27 protein-coding genes are annotated in these 19,986 nt (G+C 53.9%); 11 read left to right on the forward strand and 16 right to left on the reverse strand.

Going from position 1 to position 19,986, the window contains the following annotated elements; genetic code table 11:
- The 16 genes from CFU_RS17435 to CFU_RS25570 all read right to left on the reverse strand — a co-directional run bounded on the left by CFU_RS17435 (nt 1) and on the right by CFU_RS25570 (nt 12,010).
- A complete protein-coding gene (locus CFU_RS17435) occupies nt 1-324 on the reverse strand; it encodes a phage head closure protein (protein ID WP_041742288.1) in 324 nt (107 codons plus the stop codon).
- 2 nt (nt 325-326) lie between these two features.
- The gene (locus CFU_RS17440) at nt 327-617 is read right to left on the reverse strand and encodes a head-tail connector protein (protein ID WP_014007340.1); all 291 of its coding nucleotides are present in this window, start codon (nt 615-617) and stop codon (nt 327-329) included.
- The gene (locus CFU_RS17445) at nt 617-820 is read right to left on the reverse strand and encodes a hypothetical protein (RefSeq protein WP_041742289.1); all 204 of its coding nucleotides are present in this window, start codon (nt 818-820) and stop codon (nt 617-619) included. Before CFU_RS17445 ends, CFU_RS17440 begins: the two co-directional genes overlap by 1 nt.
- Nucleotides 821-870: 50 nt before the next feature.
- Nucleotides 871-2,202: a phage major capsid protein gene (locus tag CFU_RS17450; protein WP_014007341.1), complete on the reverse strand. Its 1,332-nt coding sequence runs from the start codon at nt 2,200-2,202 to the stop codon at nt 871-873.
- 61 nt (nt 2,203-2,263) lie between these two features.
- On the reverse strand, nt 2,264-2,962 hold the full coding sequence (locus CFU_RS17455; RefSeq protein WP_041742290.1) for an HK97 family phage prohead protease: 699 nt from the start codon (nt 2,960-2,962) through the stop codon (nt 2,264-2,266).
- Entirely contained in the window at nt 2,931-4,181 is a 1,251-nt protein-coding gene (locus tag CFU_RS17460) for a phage portal protein (RefSeq protein WP_014007343.1), read from the reverse strand. The genes CFU_RS17455 and CFU_RS17460 overlap by 32 nt, the downstream gene beginning before the upstream one ends.
- 7 nt (nt 4,182-4,188) lie before the next feature.
- Nucleotides 4,189-5,916, reverse strand: a complete 1,728-nt coding sequence (locus tag CFU_RS17465) for a terminase large subunit (protein WP_014007344.1) — start codon at nt 5,914-5,916, stop codon at nt 4,189-4,191.
- Nucleotides 5,882-6,391 carry a phage terminase small subunit P27 family gene (locus CFU_RS17470; protein WP_041742291.1) on the reverse strand — a complete coding sequence of 170 codons (510 nt, stop codon included), beginning with the start codon at nt 6,389-6,391 and terminating at the stop codon, nt 5,882-5,884. The genes CFU_RS17465 and CFU_RS17470 overlap by 35 nt, the downstream gene beginning before the upstream one ends.
- A gap of 201 nt (nt 6,392-6,592) precedes the next feature.
- Entirely contained in the window at nt 6,593-6,853 is a 261-nt protein-coding gene (locus tag CFU_RS17475) for a hypothetical protein (RefSeq protein WP_041742292.1), read from the reverse strand.
- Nucleotides 6,850-7,161 carry an HNH endonuclease gene (locus CFU_RS23985; protein WP_041742293.1) on the reverse strand — a complete coding sequence of 104 codons (312 nt, stop codon included), beginning with the start codon at nt 7,159-7,161 and terminating at the stop codon, nt 6,850-6,852. Before CFU_RS23985 ends, CFU_RS17475 begins: the two co-directional genes overlap by 4 nt.
- A gap of 185 nt (nt 7,162-7,346) precedes the next feature.
- Nucleotides 7,347-7,751 (reverse strand): hypothetical protein, encoded by a 405-nt coding sequence (locus tag CFU_RS17485; protein WP_041742294.1) that lies wholly within the window; start codon nt 7,749-7,751, stop codon nt 7,347-7,349.
- The gene (locus tag CFU_RS17490) at nt 7,744-7,986 is read right to left on the reverse strand and encodes a hypothetical protein (RefSeq protein WP_041742295.1); all 243 of its coding nucleotides are present in this window, start codon (nt 7,984-7,986) and stop codon (nt 7,744-7,746) included. The genes CFU_RS17485 and CFU_RS17490 overlap by 8 nt, the downstream gene beginning before the upstream one ends.
- A gap of 299 nt (nt 7,987-8,285) precedes the next feature.
- Nucleotides 8,286-10,724 carry a DUF5906 domain-containing protein gene (locus tag CFU_RS23415; RefSeq protein WP_238531329.1) on the reverse strand — a complete coding sequence of 813 codons (2,439 nt, stop codon included), beginning with the start codon at nt 10,722-10,724 and terminating at the stop codon, nt 8,286-8,288.
- Between the two features lie 74 nt (nt 10,725-10,798).
- Complete coding sequence (locus CFU_RS24590; RefSeq protein ID WP_148264873.1) at nt 10,799-11,191, reverse strand: hypothetical protein; 393 nt, start codon at nt 11,189-11,191, stop codon at nt 10,799-10,801.
- Between the two features lie 59 nt (nt 11,192-11,250).
- Entirely contained in the window at nt 11,251-11,715 is a 465-nt protein-coding gene (locus tag CFU_RS17500; protein WP_014007346.1) for a YmfL family putative regulatory protein, read from the reverse strand.
- A gap of 85 nt (nt 11,716-11,800) precedes the next feature.
- The gene (locus tag CFU_RS25570) at nt 11,801-12,010 is read right to left on the reverse strand and encodes a YdaS family helix-turn-helix protein (RefSeq protein ID WP_081466496.1); all 210 of its coding nucleotides are present in this window, start codon (nt 12,008-12,010) and stop codon (nt 11,801-11,803) included.
- 113 nt (nt 12,011-12,123) lie between these two features.
- Here CFU_RS25570 and CFU_RS17505 point away from each other — a divergent pair, with 113 nt between their 5' ends.
- From CFU_RS17505 to CFU_RS17550, 11 genes are all read left to right on the forward strand, one after another.
- The gene (locus tag CFU_RS17505) at nt 12,124-12,795 is read left to right on the forward strand and encodes a LexA family transcriptional regulator (RefSeq protein WP_238531330.1); all 672 of its coding nucleotides are present in this window, start codon (nt 12,124-12,126) and stop codon (nt 12,793-12,795) included.
- Between the two features lie 324 nt (nt 12,796-13,119).
- A complete protein-coding gene (locus tag CFU_RS17510) occupies nt 13,120-13,344 on the forward strand; it encodes a hypothetical protein (RefSeq protein WP_041742297.1) in 225 nt (74 codons plus the stop codon).
- Nucleotides 13,345-13,597: 253 nt separating this feature from the next.
- Nucleotides 13,598-13,789: a hypothetical protein gene (locus CFU_RS24595; RefSeq protein ID WP_014007347.1), complete on the forward strand. Its 192-nt coding sequence runs from the start codon at nt 13,598-13,600 to the stop codon at nt 13,787-13,789.
- Nucleotides 13,790-13,816: 27 nt separating this feature from the next.
- Nucleotides 13,817-13,999 carry a hypothetical protein gene (locus tag CFU_RS17515; protein ID WP_014007348.1) on the forward strand — a complete coding sequence of 61 codons (183 nt, stop codon included), beginning with the start codon at nt 13,817-13,819 and terminating at the stop codon, nt 13,997-13,999.
- A 2-nt stretch (nt 14,000-14,001) separates the two neighbouring features.
- Nucleotides 14,002-14,406 carry a hypothetical protein gene (locus CFU_RS17520; RefSeq protein WP_014007349.1) on the forward strand — a complete coding sequence of 135 codons (405 nt, stop codon included), beginning with the start codon at nt 14,002-14,004 and terminating at the stop codon, nt 14,404-14,406.
- Between the two features lie 23 nt (nt 14,407-14,429).
- Nucleotides 14,430-15,038 carry a DUF1566 domain-containing protein gene (locus CFU_RS17525; protein WP_050808631.1) on the forward strand — a complete coding sequence of 203 codons (609 nt, stop codon included), beginning with the start codon at nt 14,430-14,432 and terminating at the stop codon, nt 15,036-15,038.
- Between the two features lie 62 nt (nt 15,039-15,100).
- A complete protein-coding gene (locus CFU_RS17530) occupies nt 15,101-15,619 on the forward strand; it encodes a DUF1566 domain-containing protein (protein WP_014007351.1) in 519 nt (172 codons plus the stop codon).
- 59 nt (nt 15,620-15,678) lie between these two features.
- Nucleotides 15,679-16,056, forward strand: coding sequence for a DUF1566 domain-containing protein (locus tag CFU_RS17535; RefSeq protein WP_041742298.1), 378 nt, complete (start codon nt 15,679-15,681; stop codon nt 16,054-16,056).
- 50 nt (nt 16,057-16,106) lie between these two features.
- A complete protein-coding gene (locus CFU_RS17540; protein ID WP_014007352.1) occupies nt 16,107-16,502 on the forward strand; it encodes a four helix bundle protein in 396 nt (131 codons plus the stop codon).
- A gap of 221 nt (nt 16,503-16,723) precedes the next feature.
- Nucleotides 16,724-17,872: an RNA-directed DNA polymerase gene (locus CFU_RS17545; protein WP_238531331.1), complete on the forward strand. Its 1,149-nt coding sequence runs from the start codon at nt 16,724-16,726 to the stop codon at nt 17,870-17,872.
- Nucleotides 17,869-19,980 (forward strand): DNA cytosine methyltransferase, encoded by a 2,112-nt coding sequence (locus tag CFU_RS17550; RefSeq protein ID WP_014007354.1) that lies wholly within the window; start codon nt 17,869-17,871, stop codon nt 19,978-19,980. The genes CFU_RS17545 and CFU_RS17550 overlap by 4 nt, the downstream gene beginning before the upstream one ends.
- Nucleotides 19,981-19,986 lie beyond the last annotated feature (6 nt).

A 19,986-nucleotide genomic window follows, 5' to 3' on the forward strand; every position in this document is an offset into this window, starting at 1 on the left:
TCAGACTCCGCTGGTGCTGGTTTCACATGCCATATCCACGTATTTCTTTCCGGTGTTATCTGGCAAAACGGCTTTAATTTCGTAGACTGTCGTTCCTTCAACGATTCTCTGCTCGACTTTCACTGATCGATGCCGAATACGAATGCTGCACTTAGCTACTGAAACTGGCGCATTTGCCTTGATCGCCTCCAAACCACTGAGGAAACGAATATCTGCCCAAATAGTTGCATCGTCTACCCACACTTTAATGGGCTGGCCAGCTTCGTCCTGACCATCCCCCAAGCTTTGCAGCTTGACTCTATGTCGTAGCGCTCCAGCTCTCATGATTAACCGTTCGAAAAGTCACGCTGTTGTGTCAACAAACGTGTGACGGTTTTATTCTCGAAAATCTGAACGGTACTTTGCCCTTCCCGGTTTTCATATAAATCGCCGACAATCAGAAGCACTGCAGCAGCGACCACTGGCGGAAGCGTCAAAAATGGAGTATCCCGCTTATCGCACCATTCATTGACATATTGCTCCGCTGCGTCGATGTAGATCGCCAGCGAAGTGTCTTCGTCCGATCCGTCAATGCGCAAGTGAGCTTTGACAGTCGCCAGGGTCGTAAGAGCAGCCATTACCGTCCTTTTTTTGCAATCTTAGTTGATACTGTCTTGCTCGCAGTTTCAACTGGCTTTTCAATGATGTATTCGGCGGCGCCGCAGTCTTCCACTAGGTGTTTCGCATAAGCAGCATCTGTGCGAAGAATGTCACCCGAGGAAAGCGTGCCGTAACGATGGGTAATTACCAGCCCAATAATTTTGAGTTGTACCAAATCCATGTTGCCTCCTTGGAAATGGAGCCGCCTAACTGCTGCGGCCCCTATATGGATTACGCAGGCACCAGATCGCCGTAACGTGCTGCAGCTGGTTTCTCGACTGTCAGTGCGAGGCGGCGTTCGGCGCGAATGGTAATCAGGTTCTTGGTGAAGTTGTCGCCGTCGGAGTCCGACAGATCAACTGCGATACCTTCGCGGTTGTGCAAGGTAGCCGCTTGCGACAGGCTACCGACCCAGACACTGCCGGCTGTCATGGCATTGCTGGCGACAACTGGACGACCGAACAAGGTCGGCACCACGGTCGAACCCGGATCACCCAACAGATAACGCCCCTGGCTGTCTTTCGTCAGCCGCATGGTCCACCAGTCAGCAGTGTTCAGGATCACGACATCGGCGGGATAATCTGCTACTGCGCAATCGCCGATCATTTTCCCGATCAGGTCAAAACGGTTAGTTGGCGACAGACCGAGAGCTGTGAGTGATGCCGCGGTATAACCGTGAGCGGTAAAGTTACCAGCCAAGGTCAAGCCGGACAGGTTTGGCGCAACGCCATTGCCAGATACCAGCTGGTTTTCGACGCGCAAATTGACGCCATAGACCATACGGCGGTTGATGTATGCAGCCAAAGCAGCGTTGTCCATGGCCAGTTGCCGGGTAATCTTGATCCAGTGAGCCACGGTCGCCACAGGCATAGTGCCAGGCGAGAATGTGATGCTGCTTTCCGGCTTGGCTGCGCCTTCCGCAGTTTCGGCAGCGGCATTGGTGAAGACGTTTTCACGGACCCAGTCAATTGCGTTGGAGCTGGTCGGAATGCTGGTCAGCAGATCTTCGATCGTGAAGACGCGAAACGCACCTTCGACAATGCCTGGACGGCGCTCGCTGAAAGTATTGCCGACAGCATTGGTCACTGTGTTCTTCAATTCCACGCGCGTGCGCTGGCGGCCGTCAGCCTTCAGGAAGGTGTCGTACGACGCATGCTTGACAAATTGAGTGCCGTAGCTTTGATCGGCGGGAGCATCGTCGCCTTTCAGAACACTCTTTTGTTCCAGCTGTACCATCCGGTCAGCCAAGGTGCGTTGTTCGATACCCAGCGCATCCAGTGCGGTCTTGGTATCAGCAGTCACCTTGCCGAGGCTTGCCATCTCACCGTCGGCCTTATCGGACATCGTCTTGAGTTTGGTTTCGACCGAATCAAGCGCCTTCATGATGGCCTCGCCTTCAATTACACCAGCGAAACCGAGCATGGAGAGACTGGAGAACAGGTCAGGATGTTGCAGGACGTAGCCATGCACATCCACACCAGCCGCCTGGGCCGCAATGCCAAAGCACGAAAGAGCCACCGTAATGGCCACAAAAATAGATTTATTCCAGAATTTGGATTTCATAAAGTCCTCTTAAATTAAAAAAGCCACCTGGATAGGTGGCTCGGTTTCGCGGAATGTACGTTTATGCAGCGATACGGGAGATTTTTTCCAATATTGCTTTCATTTGCTTCGTATCCCCCTGCTCGCCTGGATCACCCGAGTGGAACAAGGTTTTAACGCGGGCCACCAACGCCATAGCAGCCCCTTTGCTGAAACCACCTGCATCCCGCAAGAGGTATTCAAGATCACGAACGGTTTCGACTTCGGCTATAGCAGCATCCATGCCGCCCGATTTAACGCTGCTGATCCGCGCCACGTTGTCCGCCGGCATGGCGGTCACCGACACTTCCACCAGGCGCGTCCATTTGCGGATCACCCGACCGTTCTCGATTTCGTCGTAATCGCCTTTCTTGACATAGCCGCCGATGCTCAGACCGTCAATCGTGCCGTGTAACATCGCGGCGCGTACGTCAGCGGAAATGGACATGCCTGGTGTAAGCTCACCGGACACCAATAAGCCATGATCATCTTCGCTGACACGATCGAACTTGCCGATAGGCAGTAAGCCGGCGCCATTCGAGAATGGGCTCTGCCAGGAATGCTCCAGGTACATCAATGGCTTTCCGTTGGCACGCAGTGTGGATTCAAACGCGCCCTTGACGATGGTATCGCCGTAGCTGTCCACACCGCCGAAAACACTGGCATAACCGGTAAATTTTCCGGTTTCACCATCCATCTTCAACTCAACATCATTGAGCTTGAGGGTTTTTTGTAGCAACATTGCCACCTCCATTTGAAATTGTTCCAAGCATGCGCAGCGGCGCCAGGTTAGTTTGTGCAGTCAATTCGTCGGCGCCGTCGCGGCGGGGGAGGTTTTCAAGCTGCCGTGCCTCATTGCGATCCATGATGCCGTTTTGCACGCCCTTAGCATAAATTTCGAATCTATCCTTGATGGACCCACGCAGCAGCGCATCGAAATTGAACTCTGCGGACATCGTGGCGCGCTGCGCCGACGTCATGACGCGTTTACGAACAGCCTGCTCGATATTGATCAGGATCGGGCGAATCGAAAACTTGTAAAATCCATCTATAATCTGCTCGATGCCAGATCCCCATGCGGTAACGTTGGAGTGGTGCACCAGCACCGGAGGCACGTCAAACCAACGACAGATCTCTTCTACGCTGAACTTACGCGTTTCCAGCAATTGCTGATCCTCAGGAGACAGGCTTAATTGTTGATACTTCATTGCCGCCTCAAGAACATACAAACGCGACGTTGATCCTACGGCCATCTCAGCGAAACGCTCCTGGAGCGCCAGGCGTTGTTCTGCCTTCAATACCGAGTCGGTCATCAAGACGCCGGTTGGTTTTCCGCTATTTCCGAATATCTTGGATGCGGACACCTGGGCTGCGGTGGCCTCGTTGATACTGGCGCTCATGAACTCCAACTTAGCCAGGCCGGTTGTCCCGTTCCCCAATCCTTTCAGATGGAGCACATTTTCCTCAGACAAAGCTGCTACATCGTTTCCAATTCGGTACAAATACACCATGGAGCTATCCGGCAGAACGAAAGATTCGACCTGATCGGCAGGCATTGGCCATACCGCTATTGCCTCTCCCTTCGTGTCCCGGTCAATGCGGCCGTAAGCATTCCCGCGCAGATCATGGTTCATCATCATGGCGCGCCAGAACTCAAAAGGCGTCATGCGTGCATTTGGCGAATCGTGCAATATCGAATACAGACGCGAAAGACGGGCAATATCTTTCTGGCCATTAGCGAGGCTCTGGTAGGCAAAAAATGGCAGGCTGGCAACGGTCGTAGCGCGACGGTCGATACATGCCCAGACCGTACTAATTTGTAACGCACCATCGACATCAGCGGTACGCGCTCCCTCGACCAACGAGGCACCTGGCACCGCATGCTGCAGGCCAAGCCGTTCGTTGATGGGAGATCTGACCCACCCGAACCAGCCGAGTACGGATGCGAGATTAATTTGCATGGGTCAGTTAACCAATAATGGGCGAGTTAATGAAGTCATCAAGATCTTCCTCAGGTTCATGTTTTGACATTACGCCCACAGCCATAACGCCCGCTACAATGCCGTCAACACGGCCAGTGGCACGCTCTTTGACAATTTTTCGATTTCCCGCAGGGTCAGTCATCAACACCACGTTGGCCGCACACCAAGTCATGACGGGGTTACCGTTATGTTTCATGCGGCGATCCAACAGCATTCTCTCGAACTCGTCGACCGCCGGCGCCATATCTTTGAAGCCTTGGCCGAACGGCACCAATGGCGGTAAGCTCACACCCTCGCGCTCAACCAGTTGCTGGAAGTCTTCCAGCCGCCAACGGTCACAGGCGATTTCACGCAGGTCGAACACAGAGGCCAGAGCGGCAATCCTGTTCAGCACTGCGAGCTTATCGACTGCCCGTCCAGGTAGCGCTTCGAGATGCCCGGCATCACGCCAGGCGAGATATGGCACGCGATCTTTGTCGGCTTTGTCATGCAAACCATCGCCCGGCAGCCAGAAATATGGAATCAGGCGTGTTACCGGATCTTCTGGAGTGGGATCAAGCGCAACCACAAATGCCGTCAAATCCTGCGTACTCGACAGATCAAGGCCAGCTGTTCCGCTACGACCGTAGAAATGTTCCAGCGGTATCGGTGGATTTTCTTCGCAGTTGAACCACACTTCTCCTGAGATCCAAGGCGCCGATGCCTCGGTCCACTCACAAAAGTTCAGGCGCCGCACTAGCGCCTCTTTCGACGGCATACCCCTGGCCTGCGTCACTTGCTCTCGCAAATATTTAAGTCCAGGAATCCCATTCTGCAGACTAGGATTTACCTTGTACCAGCACCGTTCATCCTTGAATGGATCGTCGCCAAGGTCGAGGGAACAGATGAAAGCAAAAAAACTGTCGTCCTTCAACAGGCCGGCGCATACCTTGGAACCGTAGTCGTGGTAATCCCAGCACACGGTACGCTTGTCGGTACCGGAATTGGTGATCATGAAAATCAGCGCTTGTTCCCGGCTCTTCGTGCCAGCACGCATCATTTCTACGACATTTGCATTCTTGTGTTCGTGGATCTCATCAAGCAGTGCCATATGTGGCCGTGGACCTGATTGTCCATCGTCAGCGCTGATTGGCCGGAAAAAGCTGGAGGTCTTGTTGTAGGCAAGATTCCATTCCTTTCCCTTACTGCCTGATACAGTCAATCGCTTTGCCAACGCCGGCGACTGGTCATACATCGCTACGGCATCGCGAAACAGAATCTGAGCCTGGTCCTTTTTAGTCGCCGCCGCATATACCTCTGCGCGCGGCTCGTTATCGGCGGTCAAGCCGAACAGGCCCACACCCGCGGCCAGCGGCGATTTCCCGCTACCTTTCGCAGTCTCTACATACGCCACACGAAAGCGGCGAAAGCCATCGGCACCCTTCCAGCCAAACAGGCAGCCTATTACGAATGCCTGCCATGGCAACACCTCGAATGGCTTACCCTCGAACTGACCGCCGTTGAGACAGAGCACATCCTCAAAAAAACCAATCGCATGTTGCGCCGCTTCCAAATCCCAGCACAACCCGCGTTTAGATCCTTGCGCCAGGTCATTTAGATGCCGTTGACATGCGGCGCGAATATCCGGACCAGCAACAATCTGTGCAGCAATGACGCTGCGCGCGTACTCGGTGGCGCGATCAGAAATATTTGGCTGCAGCGTCTTTTTGGGCATTGGGGAAAAGTTCGCCTTGCGGCGCCGGTATCTGCAGTCGCGCTCTGGCCGACGGATTCAATCCAAAGGAAGCACCTGCGGTCCGCATACGGTCTTCGGCACGGTTAGCAACTTGCATCCATGCAGACATTTGCTTGTAACCACTGGGTGTGCTCTCGACGAAACCCTTCTCCTTTTGATCGGCAATCTGTTTCCGAGCGTATTTCCAATCGGCCCATGCCTGGCAATACACTGCTAGCTCTCCACGATCCAACTTTGACACCAGTCCCAATAGCACCAGGTCAGCAGCAATGCGCTTCCATTCGGCCTTTGCATCTGGTGTCAGAAAATCTGGACAGGTAGGCGCTTCCGCCTTCACGACTACGGCAGTACCGGCGCCGGCAAGTTCTGCCGCTGATTTTTTACTGGGGTTTCCACGTATGACGTGGATGTTCGTTGGCGTTGCTCGACGCCCTGAATTTGAAGTGCCTGCCATGTTGATTCCTCGATATACCCCCCTCCCATATTTCCCGCTGATGTGAACGAAGGTATACGAGCGGTCTTACGCGATGGGGTTTTGGAGTTTTGACCCGCCCCGGCCACAGTTGATGAGAATCTCTTTCATTTGATGAAAAATCGAAAATTCTGTAAATCCGAACATTTCCCGCCATCGGCGCTCGGTGGTGGGGCGCACGATCTATGCCTCGACCTTACAGCCGGGAGTAATAGCCAACGCCACCGGTTGCATACATGTACCAAGCACATAGAGCACAACCGAGCCACCGTCTACCAAGACATGAAGTTCTTCGGCGGTTGGTTTCCAGAATGACGCCACCGCTGGCGCGCCATCCAGCTCCGTTATAGTTACTGGCAAGGCCGAGCAGGGAACTACGTCCTGATCCCAACCGACAGGCGCACCAAAGACCGCATTGTTTGTCGGATGCTGAATGAAGTTCATAGCCTGTTCCAGTGGTGGTTTGCATCCAGAGGTAGGCCTGCAACATCACAACCACGCAGGGTTCCGGATTTCTCCAGCTGCTGCTTGGCTCCGTCATGGCATGGCTTGCATAGTGACTGCAAGTTCTTTGGGTCAAAGAACAACACCTCGTCACCGCGATGCGGCTTGATGTGATCCGCAACTGTTGCCGGTGTCACCTTGTCCAACCTCGAACACATAGCGCACAGCGGTGTATCAGTCAGCTGATAATGTCTAAGCCGATACCAACGCTTGGTGTTATAGAGGTGTTTGTATGGACTCGCAGCCATCGGCGCTTATAAAAAAGCCCGAGGTCGAGTGATCGACAACGGGCAAGCACGTCGCACATGCAACGTGAAGGAGTAGATTGCGGAAACGAAAAAGCCCCGCCAAAACTGGCAGGGCTTTTTACTTGATATCTCTGGTCGTACCGATTACAACTTTAGCTGAATAATATGTGAAGTGTCGGAAATTTTCAAGCGATTCTTTTAACTTTGTTTTCTCTTACCCGGTCTTCGGCAGCGATAGTGATCTCGTGCAGCTCATCCATCACTGCCACGTGCAGCTGATGCAGCCGAGTGTACACAGTATCGCGGTGACATCCCAATTCATGCGCCACCCGCTCCATTGTGAAATCCCCAGCCAGGTAGACCCAGTTCGCGACAGCATGCAGGTGCGCACGGTCCACCTTGAACCTGCTAACAATGTGCTCGATTTCCATAGCAGCTTCAACTGCCACGATAAGATCCGTAGATGCATCGCCGTGCGATTGCACCAGGCGACAATAACTGGTCGAGCGTGGGAATCCTAGTCCACCGTCGTCGCGGCGCTTTGCCCAGGCGGCCCAATCAATCATTCTTTTGTTGATGTATTCAATCATTCGTAGCTCCCGTTAATTTATCAGCCATCACATTGCCGTCGACATTTCTCGCCGCCGATTTCAATATCGGCACTCCTACCGCATATCCGTTCTCGCTTGCGCAGAACGTTGCCTGACCGTTTATTCCTTTGCGTATCTGCGCGTTGATCATGTCGCTATCAAAAGCCAACCTGAGAGCATCTATAAACGCTGCTGTCTGCGGCATTTGCTCTCTCATCTTTTCTTTTTTTGGCATCTATATTTCAATAAAAAATAGTGTGCAGGGGTGTGCATGGTTAAAAATGAACCCTGCACAACGGAAACCCGCATGGATATTGGCTTTGTGCAGGGTGTGCAGGGTGTGCAGGGTTGGCAAGCCCCCATCGCGAGAAAAATATATTCAACTCACAAAAGCTAAAGAATAATTTCTCTCGCGTGCATGCGCGGAAACCATGCACACCCTGCACACCCTGCACAAACGCAGCATTGGCGCTGGTTTCAACTGTGCAGGGTTGTCGATTACCCCTGCACAACCCTGCACAAAAGTGGCTAGAATCATGCTTTAATCTCCAAAATGTTACGGAAACGCGTAACGTCATCATCCAGCTTGGCTTCCGCGTCTTCGCCGACCAACAACACCGTGCGCATCTTTTTCTTTAATGCACCATCCTTAATCCACTTTCTGCTCTTCACTTCCCGACCGCTGATCAACTCGGAAAACTTCGTTAATGACAATTTTTTCTCGCCGGCACGCTCGCACCAGCGTTGATAGACGGCATGCAATTCATCGGTCACACAGGAGCAATACGGCGCATCCACTTCAGAGTCGCGCCAGCGCTGGTAAAACACTTCCCAACTTGGTAAGCCGAAGGTGATCACGGCATCCTTTGAATCGGTGCGTAATGGCTTACTGTGCTCGTTGAAATCATCCACGGGATAGCTGAGAAGGAACTCGTAAAATGCCGCTGATGCCCCATCCTTGATAGCCTGCTTGAAGCGAGAGTAGAACGTGGTGGGCATGTGATTCAGCGCCTCAACTACCAAGAAACGCCGGTCTTCCGCATCCAGCGGCAGCGGCTGTCGCTCATTGGACAGAAAGACAGAATTGAGGTGGTTGTCCTCGACACGCTCAGGCAATCCCTTTGGATTGATCCGCATATCCTTGCCGGTGATCATGTGCTTGATAGTGCCGATGTAATTGTGACGTTCGGCACGTCCTAAGACCTCTTCAAACAGCACAAATGTCTTGCGCGAACGCCAGTCGGTGAATGTCGATTCTAATTGATGCTGGCCGGCCGTTGTGCCATATTCGCCATAAATTGGTCGCATGATCCCATCAAAAAACAACGATTTACCTGTACCTTGTTTTTCCCCGAACATCAGCACCGCGGTGGACATTTTGGCGCCAGGATTTTGCAGCGGATAAGCCAACCACTTCAATAGCCACTCAAACACTTCAGCACCATTGCGCTCAGACGAACACAACGATTCCAGCAATTCCAGCACCAGGGCAGCCAATACATCATTCTTCTGCGGCACCAAAGGGTAGCCATTAAACATATTGATGTGCGTTTCTGGATCCACCTGGAGACTTGGGTCGAATACCAAGTTTTCCGCATCTACCATCGTCCGGTGCGGACTTTCCAGCCAGCGCCCGGCCAGGTCAGGATATGCCGCACGCAGCGCGGCCAAACCAACTACCCTCCGCGCCGCGCGATCCCATACAGTTTCCGTGCCATACAACAGCACATATCGATCATGCAAATCCTTGAGCGGGTCTCCCCCACCCCCTGACCTGCTGCTGATCGCCCGGCCACCCTTCAGCAAAGGCAAATCCTTGGCATCAATCGTCTTACGATCAGGATGGGCTAACCAGGCCTTGGCCAATGTCGCGCCGGAAAAGGCAGCGAACGCCGACTTCTTCAGTAATTGCTTGTTCAGACTATCCCAGACATCGGTTTTCCCGTACACCAACGCGAAATGCTGGAGCAGCGACTCAAGCGAACCTTGCTTGACCTCTGGCGCCGTCGAATCGCCAGCCACGACGGTAGGAGCGTGAGGAACCACATTTGCCGGCGCGTACAGCAGGGCGCTTACAGCTGCTAATCCTTCCGCACAATGAAGATCATTGAAGTCGGTCAACATCGGCAGAGTTTCGTCGGTCTTGGTGGCTCGTCGTGGTGTAGTAAAAACGGGAAGCACTACAGATGCATTACCTATATCTGTGGCAGCGGCCTGCGCCTTCTCGACGCCTTTTCCGCCAGTGAGATAGTCGTCGTCAGCGCAAAACAGGATGGGACTGGAAGGATAGCGGGCACGCAGTATGCGCGCCGTCGAAAGCAACCCTGATGTATCGAAAGCAATAAAGACCGGCACCGAAAATTGATATGCAGCCCGCACCGACAAACCAGTTGCATAGCCCTCGCATATTGAAATCGCGTCGCCATCAGTCGGCGGTTGACCCAAACGACAAGCCGCGCCGGTCTTATCCATACCACCGCTGTATTTTTTTGAACCATCAGCATTGATCTGCTGCTTGCCAACCATCGTCGGCGGCTCCGCATCGTAGCGCATCATGGGTACGACGATAGCGCCGTCTGCCAGGTAACGACAAGATTCGCCGACGACCTGCTTACGCTCGAGGTAAGGCGATACACCATCTACAGCAGCCATTCGCCATTGGCTCTTCGCTCGATTAGATGCTGCAGCTGCTCGAGCGAGGCGATCGGACTCCGCCTTTGCCGCACGTTCGTCACGCGCCTTCTTTTGCGCAGCAAGAATTTCCGGAGGCACGTTCAGATCGTCTTGCCCAAAACTAAAACCGGCGGCTTGCGCTTCGGAAAACAAGCTGCCGATGCCGATCTTGCCACCGTTTTTGAAGGACTTCCATGATGATAATGCGGCACCATTGTTATATCCATCAGACGCGGAACTCCATTTCAACCATGCGTCGCGTGCATCATCGCCATATTCAGCTTTGAGTGCCATACCCATACGGATCCAGGTATCACGGTCATCCGGTGAGACGAACGACAACGCCCGGCTTGCAACCTCCAACGTTGTCGCTATCATTTATCGCGTACCCCTCTGGATACACGGTGACCACCTATCAACGAAGGAACAGAGCGCAAATCGTCCATCCCTGCTCGTTGTGGTCCTGAGCCCATCATTTTTCTGAAGTAGGAAATGCACATTGGCTTAAATTCCGGCGCCTCACGCACCTGCGCCACTTTCCCTACATATCGTGTCGGCGTCGGTACTGCACCATGATGCTCTAGGTATTCACAACCATTTTCAGTAATGCTGACCGACTGTCCAACTTCGACCCGCACCAAATGCAATTGCTCAAGTTGATCGATTGCCTTGACTATTTTCCCAATCGACTTGTATTCACGCGGCAGCACAGGCATCAATTGATCTGGCTTTGCCGGACCACCTAATGTATGCAGTAAAGCGAGCATGCGAAACGCTACAGTCCTCGGTCTGGGTCCGCTTGGTCGTATGACTTTTGTTGCGGATGTCATTCCAACTCGCTCCCTTGCGCATCTCGGCAGTAGATGCGGAACGTCAGCCCAAGCAGCTCCTGCATGTCCTTGTGAATTTCATCGCCAATCGCCGACAAGTCCGCACGCTCGCGCTTGTCGACCTCGCCGTCGGCAGTGGCTTCACTGAAGCGGCGGGAGAGCAAACCAATGTGACTGTGGAGCTGATTGAACTTGTTCAGCAGCGCTTCGTTGTCGATGTCCACCGCCGACGGCATTGCCACAAATACCCCGCCGCTTGCCGTGGCGATCGCTTCCGCGAAATATGTCGTGCTAGAAAAGGCTTGCATCTGTAGCGCAGTGTCAACACACAAAGATTGCCCCTTGCGCTCGTAGATCCGGTTTTCCAGGGCATCCCGGCTCATTCCCAAAGCTGCAGAGATTGCGTCCCAGCCACCGGAAAACTGCTTAATCATGCTTAGGTACGATTGACGAAGGTTCACAACGATTCCTTTTTCCTGTGGTTTTTTTATTGGCTATGATTGAGTACTATTTGGTCATCGATGAGCCACAGCAGATGCTTGAAGGCTAATTATCAGCAGGGCCAAAAGCTTCTTCATTCAATTCGTACCTCGTCACTGCGCCGGATAGGGCTTTTTCGATGGCCCTGCAGCGGCGTGGCGGGACGAGCCCTTTTTCGACCCACTTCTGGACCGCTTGAGGACTGACACGAACCAATTTGCCTAAAGCGGTCTGGCTTCCGGCGAGACGTACGGCTTTAGCAATTCCAAGTTCCATAATTTGGCCTATAGGTTATTACAACCACAGGTTACAACAGCGTGCACGCTTTTACAACTTAAATTTGCAGTGCGTGTTACAACGTTTACTTGTAATCTCGCGGGATGAATACAATGGCCAACAGAATTGCAGAAGCACTTGAGAGGAAGGGCGGCAACCAGTCAGAGATGGCTAGATACGTCGGCGTCAGCCCTCAAGCTGTACAAAAATGGATCGCGGGCGAATCAGAGCCACGCGGGAAAAATCTCGACTTGGCTGCCGAATTCCTTGGCACATCACCTGCCATCCTCAAATTCGGCGATAAGATAGGCAACGCGTTGCCCAAGGACTACAAAAACGTCGTGGTTTTTGATCCTGACAACCAGGACTACATTGAAATTCGGAGAGTGAAGTTGAAACTTTCGGCTGGGATTACTGGATTTACTACTGAGTCGGCAGAGGATTTTGGGCGTCCAATTAGTTTTCGCCGTGAGTGGTTCATTAAGAAGGGCTATTCGCCTGACAGGCTTGTCGCAATTGACGTCAAGGGAGACAGCATGGAGCCGACTATGTCCGATGGTGATACCGTGGTGATTAACACGGCAGATGTTATCCCAAAAAATGGCGAAACCTTTGCTGTGAACTATGAAGGTGAAGGCGTCATCAAGCGCCTTGCACGCGACTTCGGAAGATGGTTTTTATCGTCCGACAATCCAGATCAGCGTCGCTATCATCGCCAGGAATGCAGCACCGGGTCGTGCATCATCATCGGCAAAGTCATTTTGCTTCAAAGAGAAACTATCTAAGACTTTTCTGCTGTTATCTCGTCATTGAGATATTTTACTATCCGATTTTTCCAAAAGGATAGTCTTCTATCCATATAACCTAACCAGTACTGTTGCCGTTCACTAGTAAATCCCCCCGAATTCACTAGTGCGCACGTTAGCTGGCGCAGTATGTCTTGTAATCCTCCCTTCTCTTATATCTCGCAATTCAGCGGATAAAAACGCTTGCCGATATTTTTCGCCCATTTCTACAACTTTTAGTTGATATTACGATTTTATTGATGTAACCTTTAGTTGTAGTTAGTTGAAACCGATTGCAACTAAGAGAACCCACGGAGCAGCAAAATGAGAAAAAAGGCGATCAACGCAGCACATATTGCAAATTTCCAGCAAGAGCAAGTAAGCCAATCCAGAGGTGATCAAACTAGTCGCCGCTATCAAGCACTGATCGGCCTTGTCACCGGGCGGCATGCTCAGCAGTTCTTAGCGGATATGTCTTGGGACGGTCGCGCACCAACTCAGCATGAGCTTGAGGCTCATCTCGACAAGATGATTGGTGCCACAGCATGACCTACGTCGTCACCAGCGTGACGGCCACTGGCCGCACTACCTACATAGCCATCGGAGACCGCGATGCGCTGATGGATGCAGCATACAACTCGCCTGGCGTCTTGGGTGTTTCTGTCATTGCGAGAGCGCAATGAGAACTTTCTACCACCTGTACAAATTCTACCGCCGCGGCGGATCGCGAATTATTCCTGCAATCAAGCGTGCTTCCCGCGTTTGGAAAAGCGGGTTCTAGTCTCACTACTGAGCATGCGCCATGCCAGCCCGCATCCAACCTGATCGAGCCGCACTGGAAATTGCACATCGCATGCTGTTTTCCACATTGTCGCTGGACGAGATGTTGATGCACCCAGCGCACAAGCTGATTGTAGAAACCGTCGCCCGTCGGCACATGCAGCGCCGCGAACGATTGGACGTAAAAAAGCTGCAGGCAAACGACCGCGACTAATCGCACCACTTCCATCATGGAGTAATCATGCAGATCAAAGTAGACGACGCAGTGAAACACCATAACTACCCCATCGGTACTGTTAAAGCCATTCTTCGCAACATCGCCAACGGCCAAGAATTCGGTATCGTCGAATTGCACGGTTACCCGAACGGATCGCTGCAAAGTATTCCTATAGCTGAGTTGACCCTCGATCAGGCTAACGGCTGATTATGAGCACCTCCAAGCCACGTCGCAACAAGGCCTACAAGCCGCGCTCGGTTCGCATCCCGATGATGCCTGAGACACGTAACAGCCTGGCGTTGGAATTGCACCTGGCGACAGAGGCACTGATCGCCGTACCGTCGCCAGATACATACAACCAGTTGTCAATGATGCTGGCTGCGCTGCGCAGAGCCGGGGCAATGGATGTCTCTATCGATCAAGCCAGCGACGCCATGCTTTCTATCTGCGATCGCTTTGACCGCGTCGGCAAGGTAGGTGTAGCGGAATCCGAAGCAGCAATCCTGCGCCAAGCTGCCGGCGGTATCGACCGCCAGATCGGCACAGTACCAATGAACAAATTTAAGCAATCCGTTGCAGACGTATCCGCGTTCTGCATGGCCATCGGCGCATGAGTGCCACAACCCAAGGAGTCAACATGCATCAGATCCACATCAAAGAATTGCCAGCCCTTTGTGCCGCGCTTGCCGGCGGCTATTTCGGCGGCTTATTTCGCATCGACGGCAAACTGTACGCCAACATCGTCGCCGGCCATGAAGGTGAACTCACCGGCGCCTGGAACAAGTCACTCAAGACGGTAGAAGCTGCCCGCAGCTACAGCGACGGACTGGCCAACACCGACGCCATGGTCGCTGCCGGCAGCAAGTTGGCGAATGCAGCGCGATCACTGCGCATCGGCGGCTTTGATGACTGGCATATCGGCGCGCGCGACGTCGTCGAGCTGATGTATCGCCATTTCAAGCCCGGCACCTGTGCGGAAAACATGTACCGTGCCGGCGACAACCCTAGCAGCGTTCCACCTGGCTATCCATACACCAAACAATCCCCGGTGCAGGCCTCTGACCCAGCATTTCAAGAAGGCGGCCCGGAGGCACTGGAGGACAGCTGGTACTGGTCGTCTACGCAGGACGCCGCCCTCCCCGACTATGCATGGATGCAGTACTTCGACAATGGCTACCAGGACAACAACCGCAAGTCGAATGAGTACAGAGCTCGTGCTGTCCGCAGATTATTAGTCATTGAGTAATTCAGTAATTTAACCATCTGCCGGGCGCAGCCCGGATCGTTTTAATTTTTTAGAGGTGTTTCATGCACAACGTACTCGAATTTGAACTACATGGCGCCAAGGTATCGATCCCAGCGGCCAATCTCATAAGCCATTGGCTGGATAAGGCCGGGCTTCCTCGCAATGCGCTGCAGCAGAATATGCTCACCCCACCTCGTATCGGCGCCACATGGATCGGCCAAGGCGGAATCTACGCGGGCATTCTGCGTGGTGAAAATGGCGCACCTGATTACCACCTGATCCACGCCACAGTCGAGCATGAAATGGTCGACATGAACTGGGTCCAGGCAAGTGAAAAAGCCGCTGCGCATATCGATGGCCATTCAGATTGGTCGCTTCCGAATCGCCGCGAGGCTCGCCTGCTGTACATCAATTCGCCAGACGGCTTCGACACTAGCGGATGGTATTGGACGTCAGCGCAGGGCGCCGCCTACCCCGACTTTGCATGGGTGCAGTACTTCGTCCATGGCAACCAGCTCGACGGCCACAAGTCGGTTGAGTACAGAGCTCGTGCTGTCCGCAGATTATTAGTCATTGAGTAATTTAGTAATTTAACCATCTGCCGGGCGTAGCCCGGATCGTAATTTTTTTTGGAGTCGCCATGAGCAAAGCGCAATGGATGAAAGAAAACATCAAAAAGGGTGAGCAATACGCCGGCATCATTCTTAGTAATAACGGGCAACCCGACTACCACCTGGTATTACTGAGCGCTACGCCAGGCGGCCGCTTGACATGGGGTAAGGCCAAGGAATGGGCCAGCACCGTCGGCGGTGAGCTACCGACTCGCAATGAGCAATCACTTCTTTTCGCCAATCTTAAGCACGAGTTTGAAGCTGCCTGGTACTGGTCTAGTGAGCAGAACGCCGCCAGCCCCGACTATGCATGGATGCAGGACTTCGGCTATGGCGACCAGTACTACAGCCACGAGTCGTATGAGTACAGAGCTCGTGCTGTCCGCAGATTATTAATCATTGAGTAATTCAGTAATTTAACAAACTCACGGGCGCAGCCCGGATCGATTTTTTCAGCATGGCTATCCACCACCAATTACCGATTTATAAAGCGGCCTACGGTCTGCTCAAGCTGATGACGACCATCACCAAGAATATGCCAAAGGATTTCAAGGCATCGATTGGTGGCGAGATTCGCAGCCTGTGCGTCCAAAGCGTAATCCTGATCGCCCGCGCTAATGCGGCGCAGGACAAGGCCCCACACCTGACGACGTTGCTGGAGCATATCCACGCCGCCGAGATTCTACTTCGCTTGTCGCAAGACATGCGATTCATCTCGACCGGCCAATACGCTACCGCTATCAGTCTGACGGATGTGATCGGTAAACAGGCCAATGGATGGCGTAAGTCCGCAATAGTACCAGCGCCCGTCACATCACCGCCAAGGCAGTCATGTCAGAGCGAAATTTTCTAATCTGGTCATGCCGCTGGGTAGCGAACTGCTGCCCACCGCTATGCGCATCACAGATACCACCGGGACACGCCGGCAGGTCTGGCGCAGTTTCTTTGCTGATCGGCTCACGCCTTCGGCAGATCGACGTAGATAGCATGAAAAACCGCAGAACGCCGCCAACCCCGACTATGCATGGATGCAGAACTTCAACAATGGCAACCAGAACAACAACCACAAGTCGAATGAGTACAGAGCTCGTGCTGTCCGCAGATCAGAACGGTACTACCCCGAGTCATGCTGATTTTTCTATTACTGAATTGGCACAAGCTTATTTTGACTGCCGTCAGAGCAAGCGCAATACCCCTAATGCACTGGCATTCGAGCAGGATCTTGAACGCAATTTGACCCGGCTTTACGCTGAGCTGGTCGATGGCTCATACAAACCAGGACAATCTATTTGCTTCGTCGTCACGCGCCCTAAGCCGCGGGAAGTCTGGGCGGCCGATTTCCGTGACCGCGTGGTGCACCACCTGTTGTATAACCGTATTTCCCCACGTTTTTATGCGGCATTTATCAAGGATACCTGCGCCTGCATTCCGGGGCGCGGCACCATGTATGCAGCCCAGCGCCTGGAAGCGAAGATCCGCAGCGCTACCGAGAACTGGTCGAAGCCTGTCTGGTACCTGAAATGCGACCTCGCCAATTTCTTCGTCAGCATCGATAAAAATGTGCTGCACAAACAGATCGCTGTTCGGGTGACGGAACCATGGTGGATGAGGCTTGCTGAAACGATCCTGTTTCACGATCCGCGCCAGAACTATCAGCTGCGCGGAGCATCTGCTCTGATCGAGCTCGTGCCACCACACAAGCGCCTGACCAATCAGCCGGCACATCTTGGCCTGCCGATCGGTAACCTTTCATCGCAATTTTTTGCCAACATTTACCTTGATGCGCTCGACCAGCATGTCAAGCACCAGGTACGAGCCCGGCATTACATCCGTTATGTCGATGACTTCATCCTGCTACACGAATCCCCGCAATGGCTCAACGCGGCGCTTGCAGACATCAACGCTTTCCTCCCGGACGTGCTGCATACCAACCTGAATCCCACCAAGACTATCTTGCAACCCGTAGATCGCGGCGTCGACTTCGTCGGCCATGTTATCAAACCATGGTTCAGCAGAACGCGGCCGCGCACAGTACGCCAGGCTGTCTCTCGAATCGGAAGCATGGATTCAGCTGATGTTTTCACGTCAGCTAACAGCTATTTCGGGCTACTGCGCCAGGCTGGAAGCAGCCACATGGATCGGACGAAAATCGCTAAGGCCGTCATGCGCCGCGGGCATTCTGTCGATAAGCAATTCACCAAAACATTTAGGAAATCAATATGAAGCGCGATGCTTTCACTTTGTCCCTCGACCTCGGCCATGAACTAGTTGTGGACAACTTCGCCGGCGGCGGTGGCGCCAGCACAGCTCTTGCAATCGCGCTTGGCCGCGAGCCAGATATTGCCATCAACCACGATGGCGAGGCGCTATGCATGCACGCAGCCAATCACCCCACAACAGAACACCACACCGAAGACGTGTTCATGATACATCCGGGCTTCGTGACTAAGCAGCGGCCAATTGGCGCCGCGTGGTTCTCACCGACTTGTACGCATTTCTCAAAGGCGAAGGGCGGCAACCTGTTGAATCAAAAGGTGCGCGGCTTGGCCTGGGTCACCGTCAAATGGGGTGCCTTGCAGATGCCGCGCATGATGTTTCTGGAGAATGTTGAGGAATTCTTGGGATGGGGACCTCTGGACGCTCATGGCTCGCCGATCAAGGAATTGAAGGGTCGGACCTTCGAAGCCTTCGTCCAGGTGCTGACGACCGGGATCGCCCATGATCACCCCGATCTGGCGGAAATTCACGACACGCTGGGCGCGGATTTCCCAATTGAACGCCTGCACATAGGGCTGGGCTACAAGGTCGAATGGCGCGTGCTGAAGGCCTGTGACTTCGGCGCACCGACCATCCGCAAGCGCCTGTTCATGGTGATGCGCCGCGACGACCGGCCCATCGTCTGGCCAGTGCCGACGCATGCACCACGCGACTCCGAGGCCGTCAAGTCCGGCCGCTTGCTGCCGTATCTCAGTGCCGCCAGCTGCATCGACTGGTCGATTCCGTGCCCGTCGATCTTCGGGCGCAAGAAGGATTTGAAACCGGCCACCCTGCGCCGTGTGGGCAAGGGATTCGAGCGCTATACGAAGGACGCCGCCAATCCTTACATCGTCGGCCAGGGCGGTCCCGCGTATGCCGGGAAGCCGACGTCGACGGACGCCCCATTCGGCACGCTGACAACTGAGAACCACCGAGCCATAGTCATCCCCAGTATTGTTCCAATGACGCATCACGGAAGCGATCGCACTGGCTCGATAGATGAGCCACTGGCAACGGTCACTTGTGCGAATCGCGGTGAACTCGCACTGGCCGCTGTGTCCATGGTGCAGATAGGCTATGGCGAAGCACCCGGGCAGGCTCCCCGCGTTATGGATCTTGAATCACCGCTCGGGACCGTTGTGGCCGGCGGCGGCAAGCACGCAATCGTGGCCGCGCACATCACCAAGTTCAACACCGGCAGCGTCGGACATGCCGCCGACGAGCCGCTGGCCACCGTGACCTCTGGCGGCGGCGCTGCGCGTCCGGCCGGTGCCGCGCACGGGCTTGGAATCGTCGCCGCGTCGCTGGTCCAGTATTACTCCAACGGCAGCCAAAACCGCAGCATCCAGGATCCGATGCCCGCTATCGTTACCAAGGACCGCATCGGCGTGACGTGCGCCTATCTGGCAAAACACTATAAGGGCGTTGTCGGGGCCAGCGTCGAGCAGCCCATGCCCACAGTGACGACGTCGGACCACTCCTCGCTGATCACCGCTCACCTGGTGGGCATCGACAACCAACGTAACGGCGACCGCGACACATGGCCTGTGGAAAATCCGCTCGGCACCATCGTGACGGAGAATCGGCACGCACTGGTGACCAGCAACATGATCAAGCTACGCGGCGACAACGTCGGGTCGGCCAACCGCGATCCACTCGGCACGATCACCGCCGGCGGCCAGCACCACGCTGAAGTGCGCGCCACGCTGGTACCGGTTGGTGCGTACGAAGAAAAGCGCCACGCCATCCGCGAATTCCTTTGGGAATATTGCCCGAGCCTGAAAGACGTCGAGCGGCCGGAACTGCTTATGATCCAGGGCGTCATGATGGAAGTAGTCGACATCGGCTTGCGCATGCTCAAGCCGCGAGAATTGGCCAATGCGCAAGGCTTCCCGGCAGACTATATTCTCGATCCACTCTACACGAAAGTGAATAAGCGTGGAAAGACTGTAACGAAGCCGCTATCTGGCAGCGCGCAAGTGCGCATGATCGGCAATAGCGTTTCGCCACCACCAGCTGTGGCATTGATTCGGGCAAATTGCACTCACGAACAAGCAATTGCGAGGGCAGCATGAGACGTA

Source organism: Collimonas fungivorans Ter331 (assembly GCF_000221045.1).
Taxonomy (GTDB): Bacteria; Pseudomonadota; Gammaproteobacteria; order Burkholderiales; family Burkholderiaceae_D; genus Collimonas; species Collimonas fungivorans_A.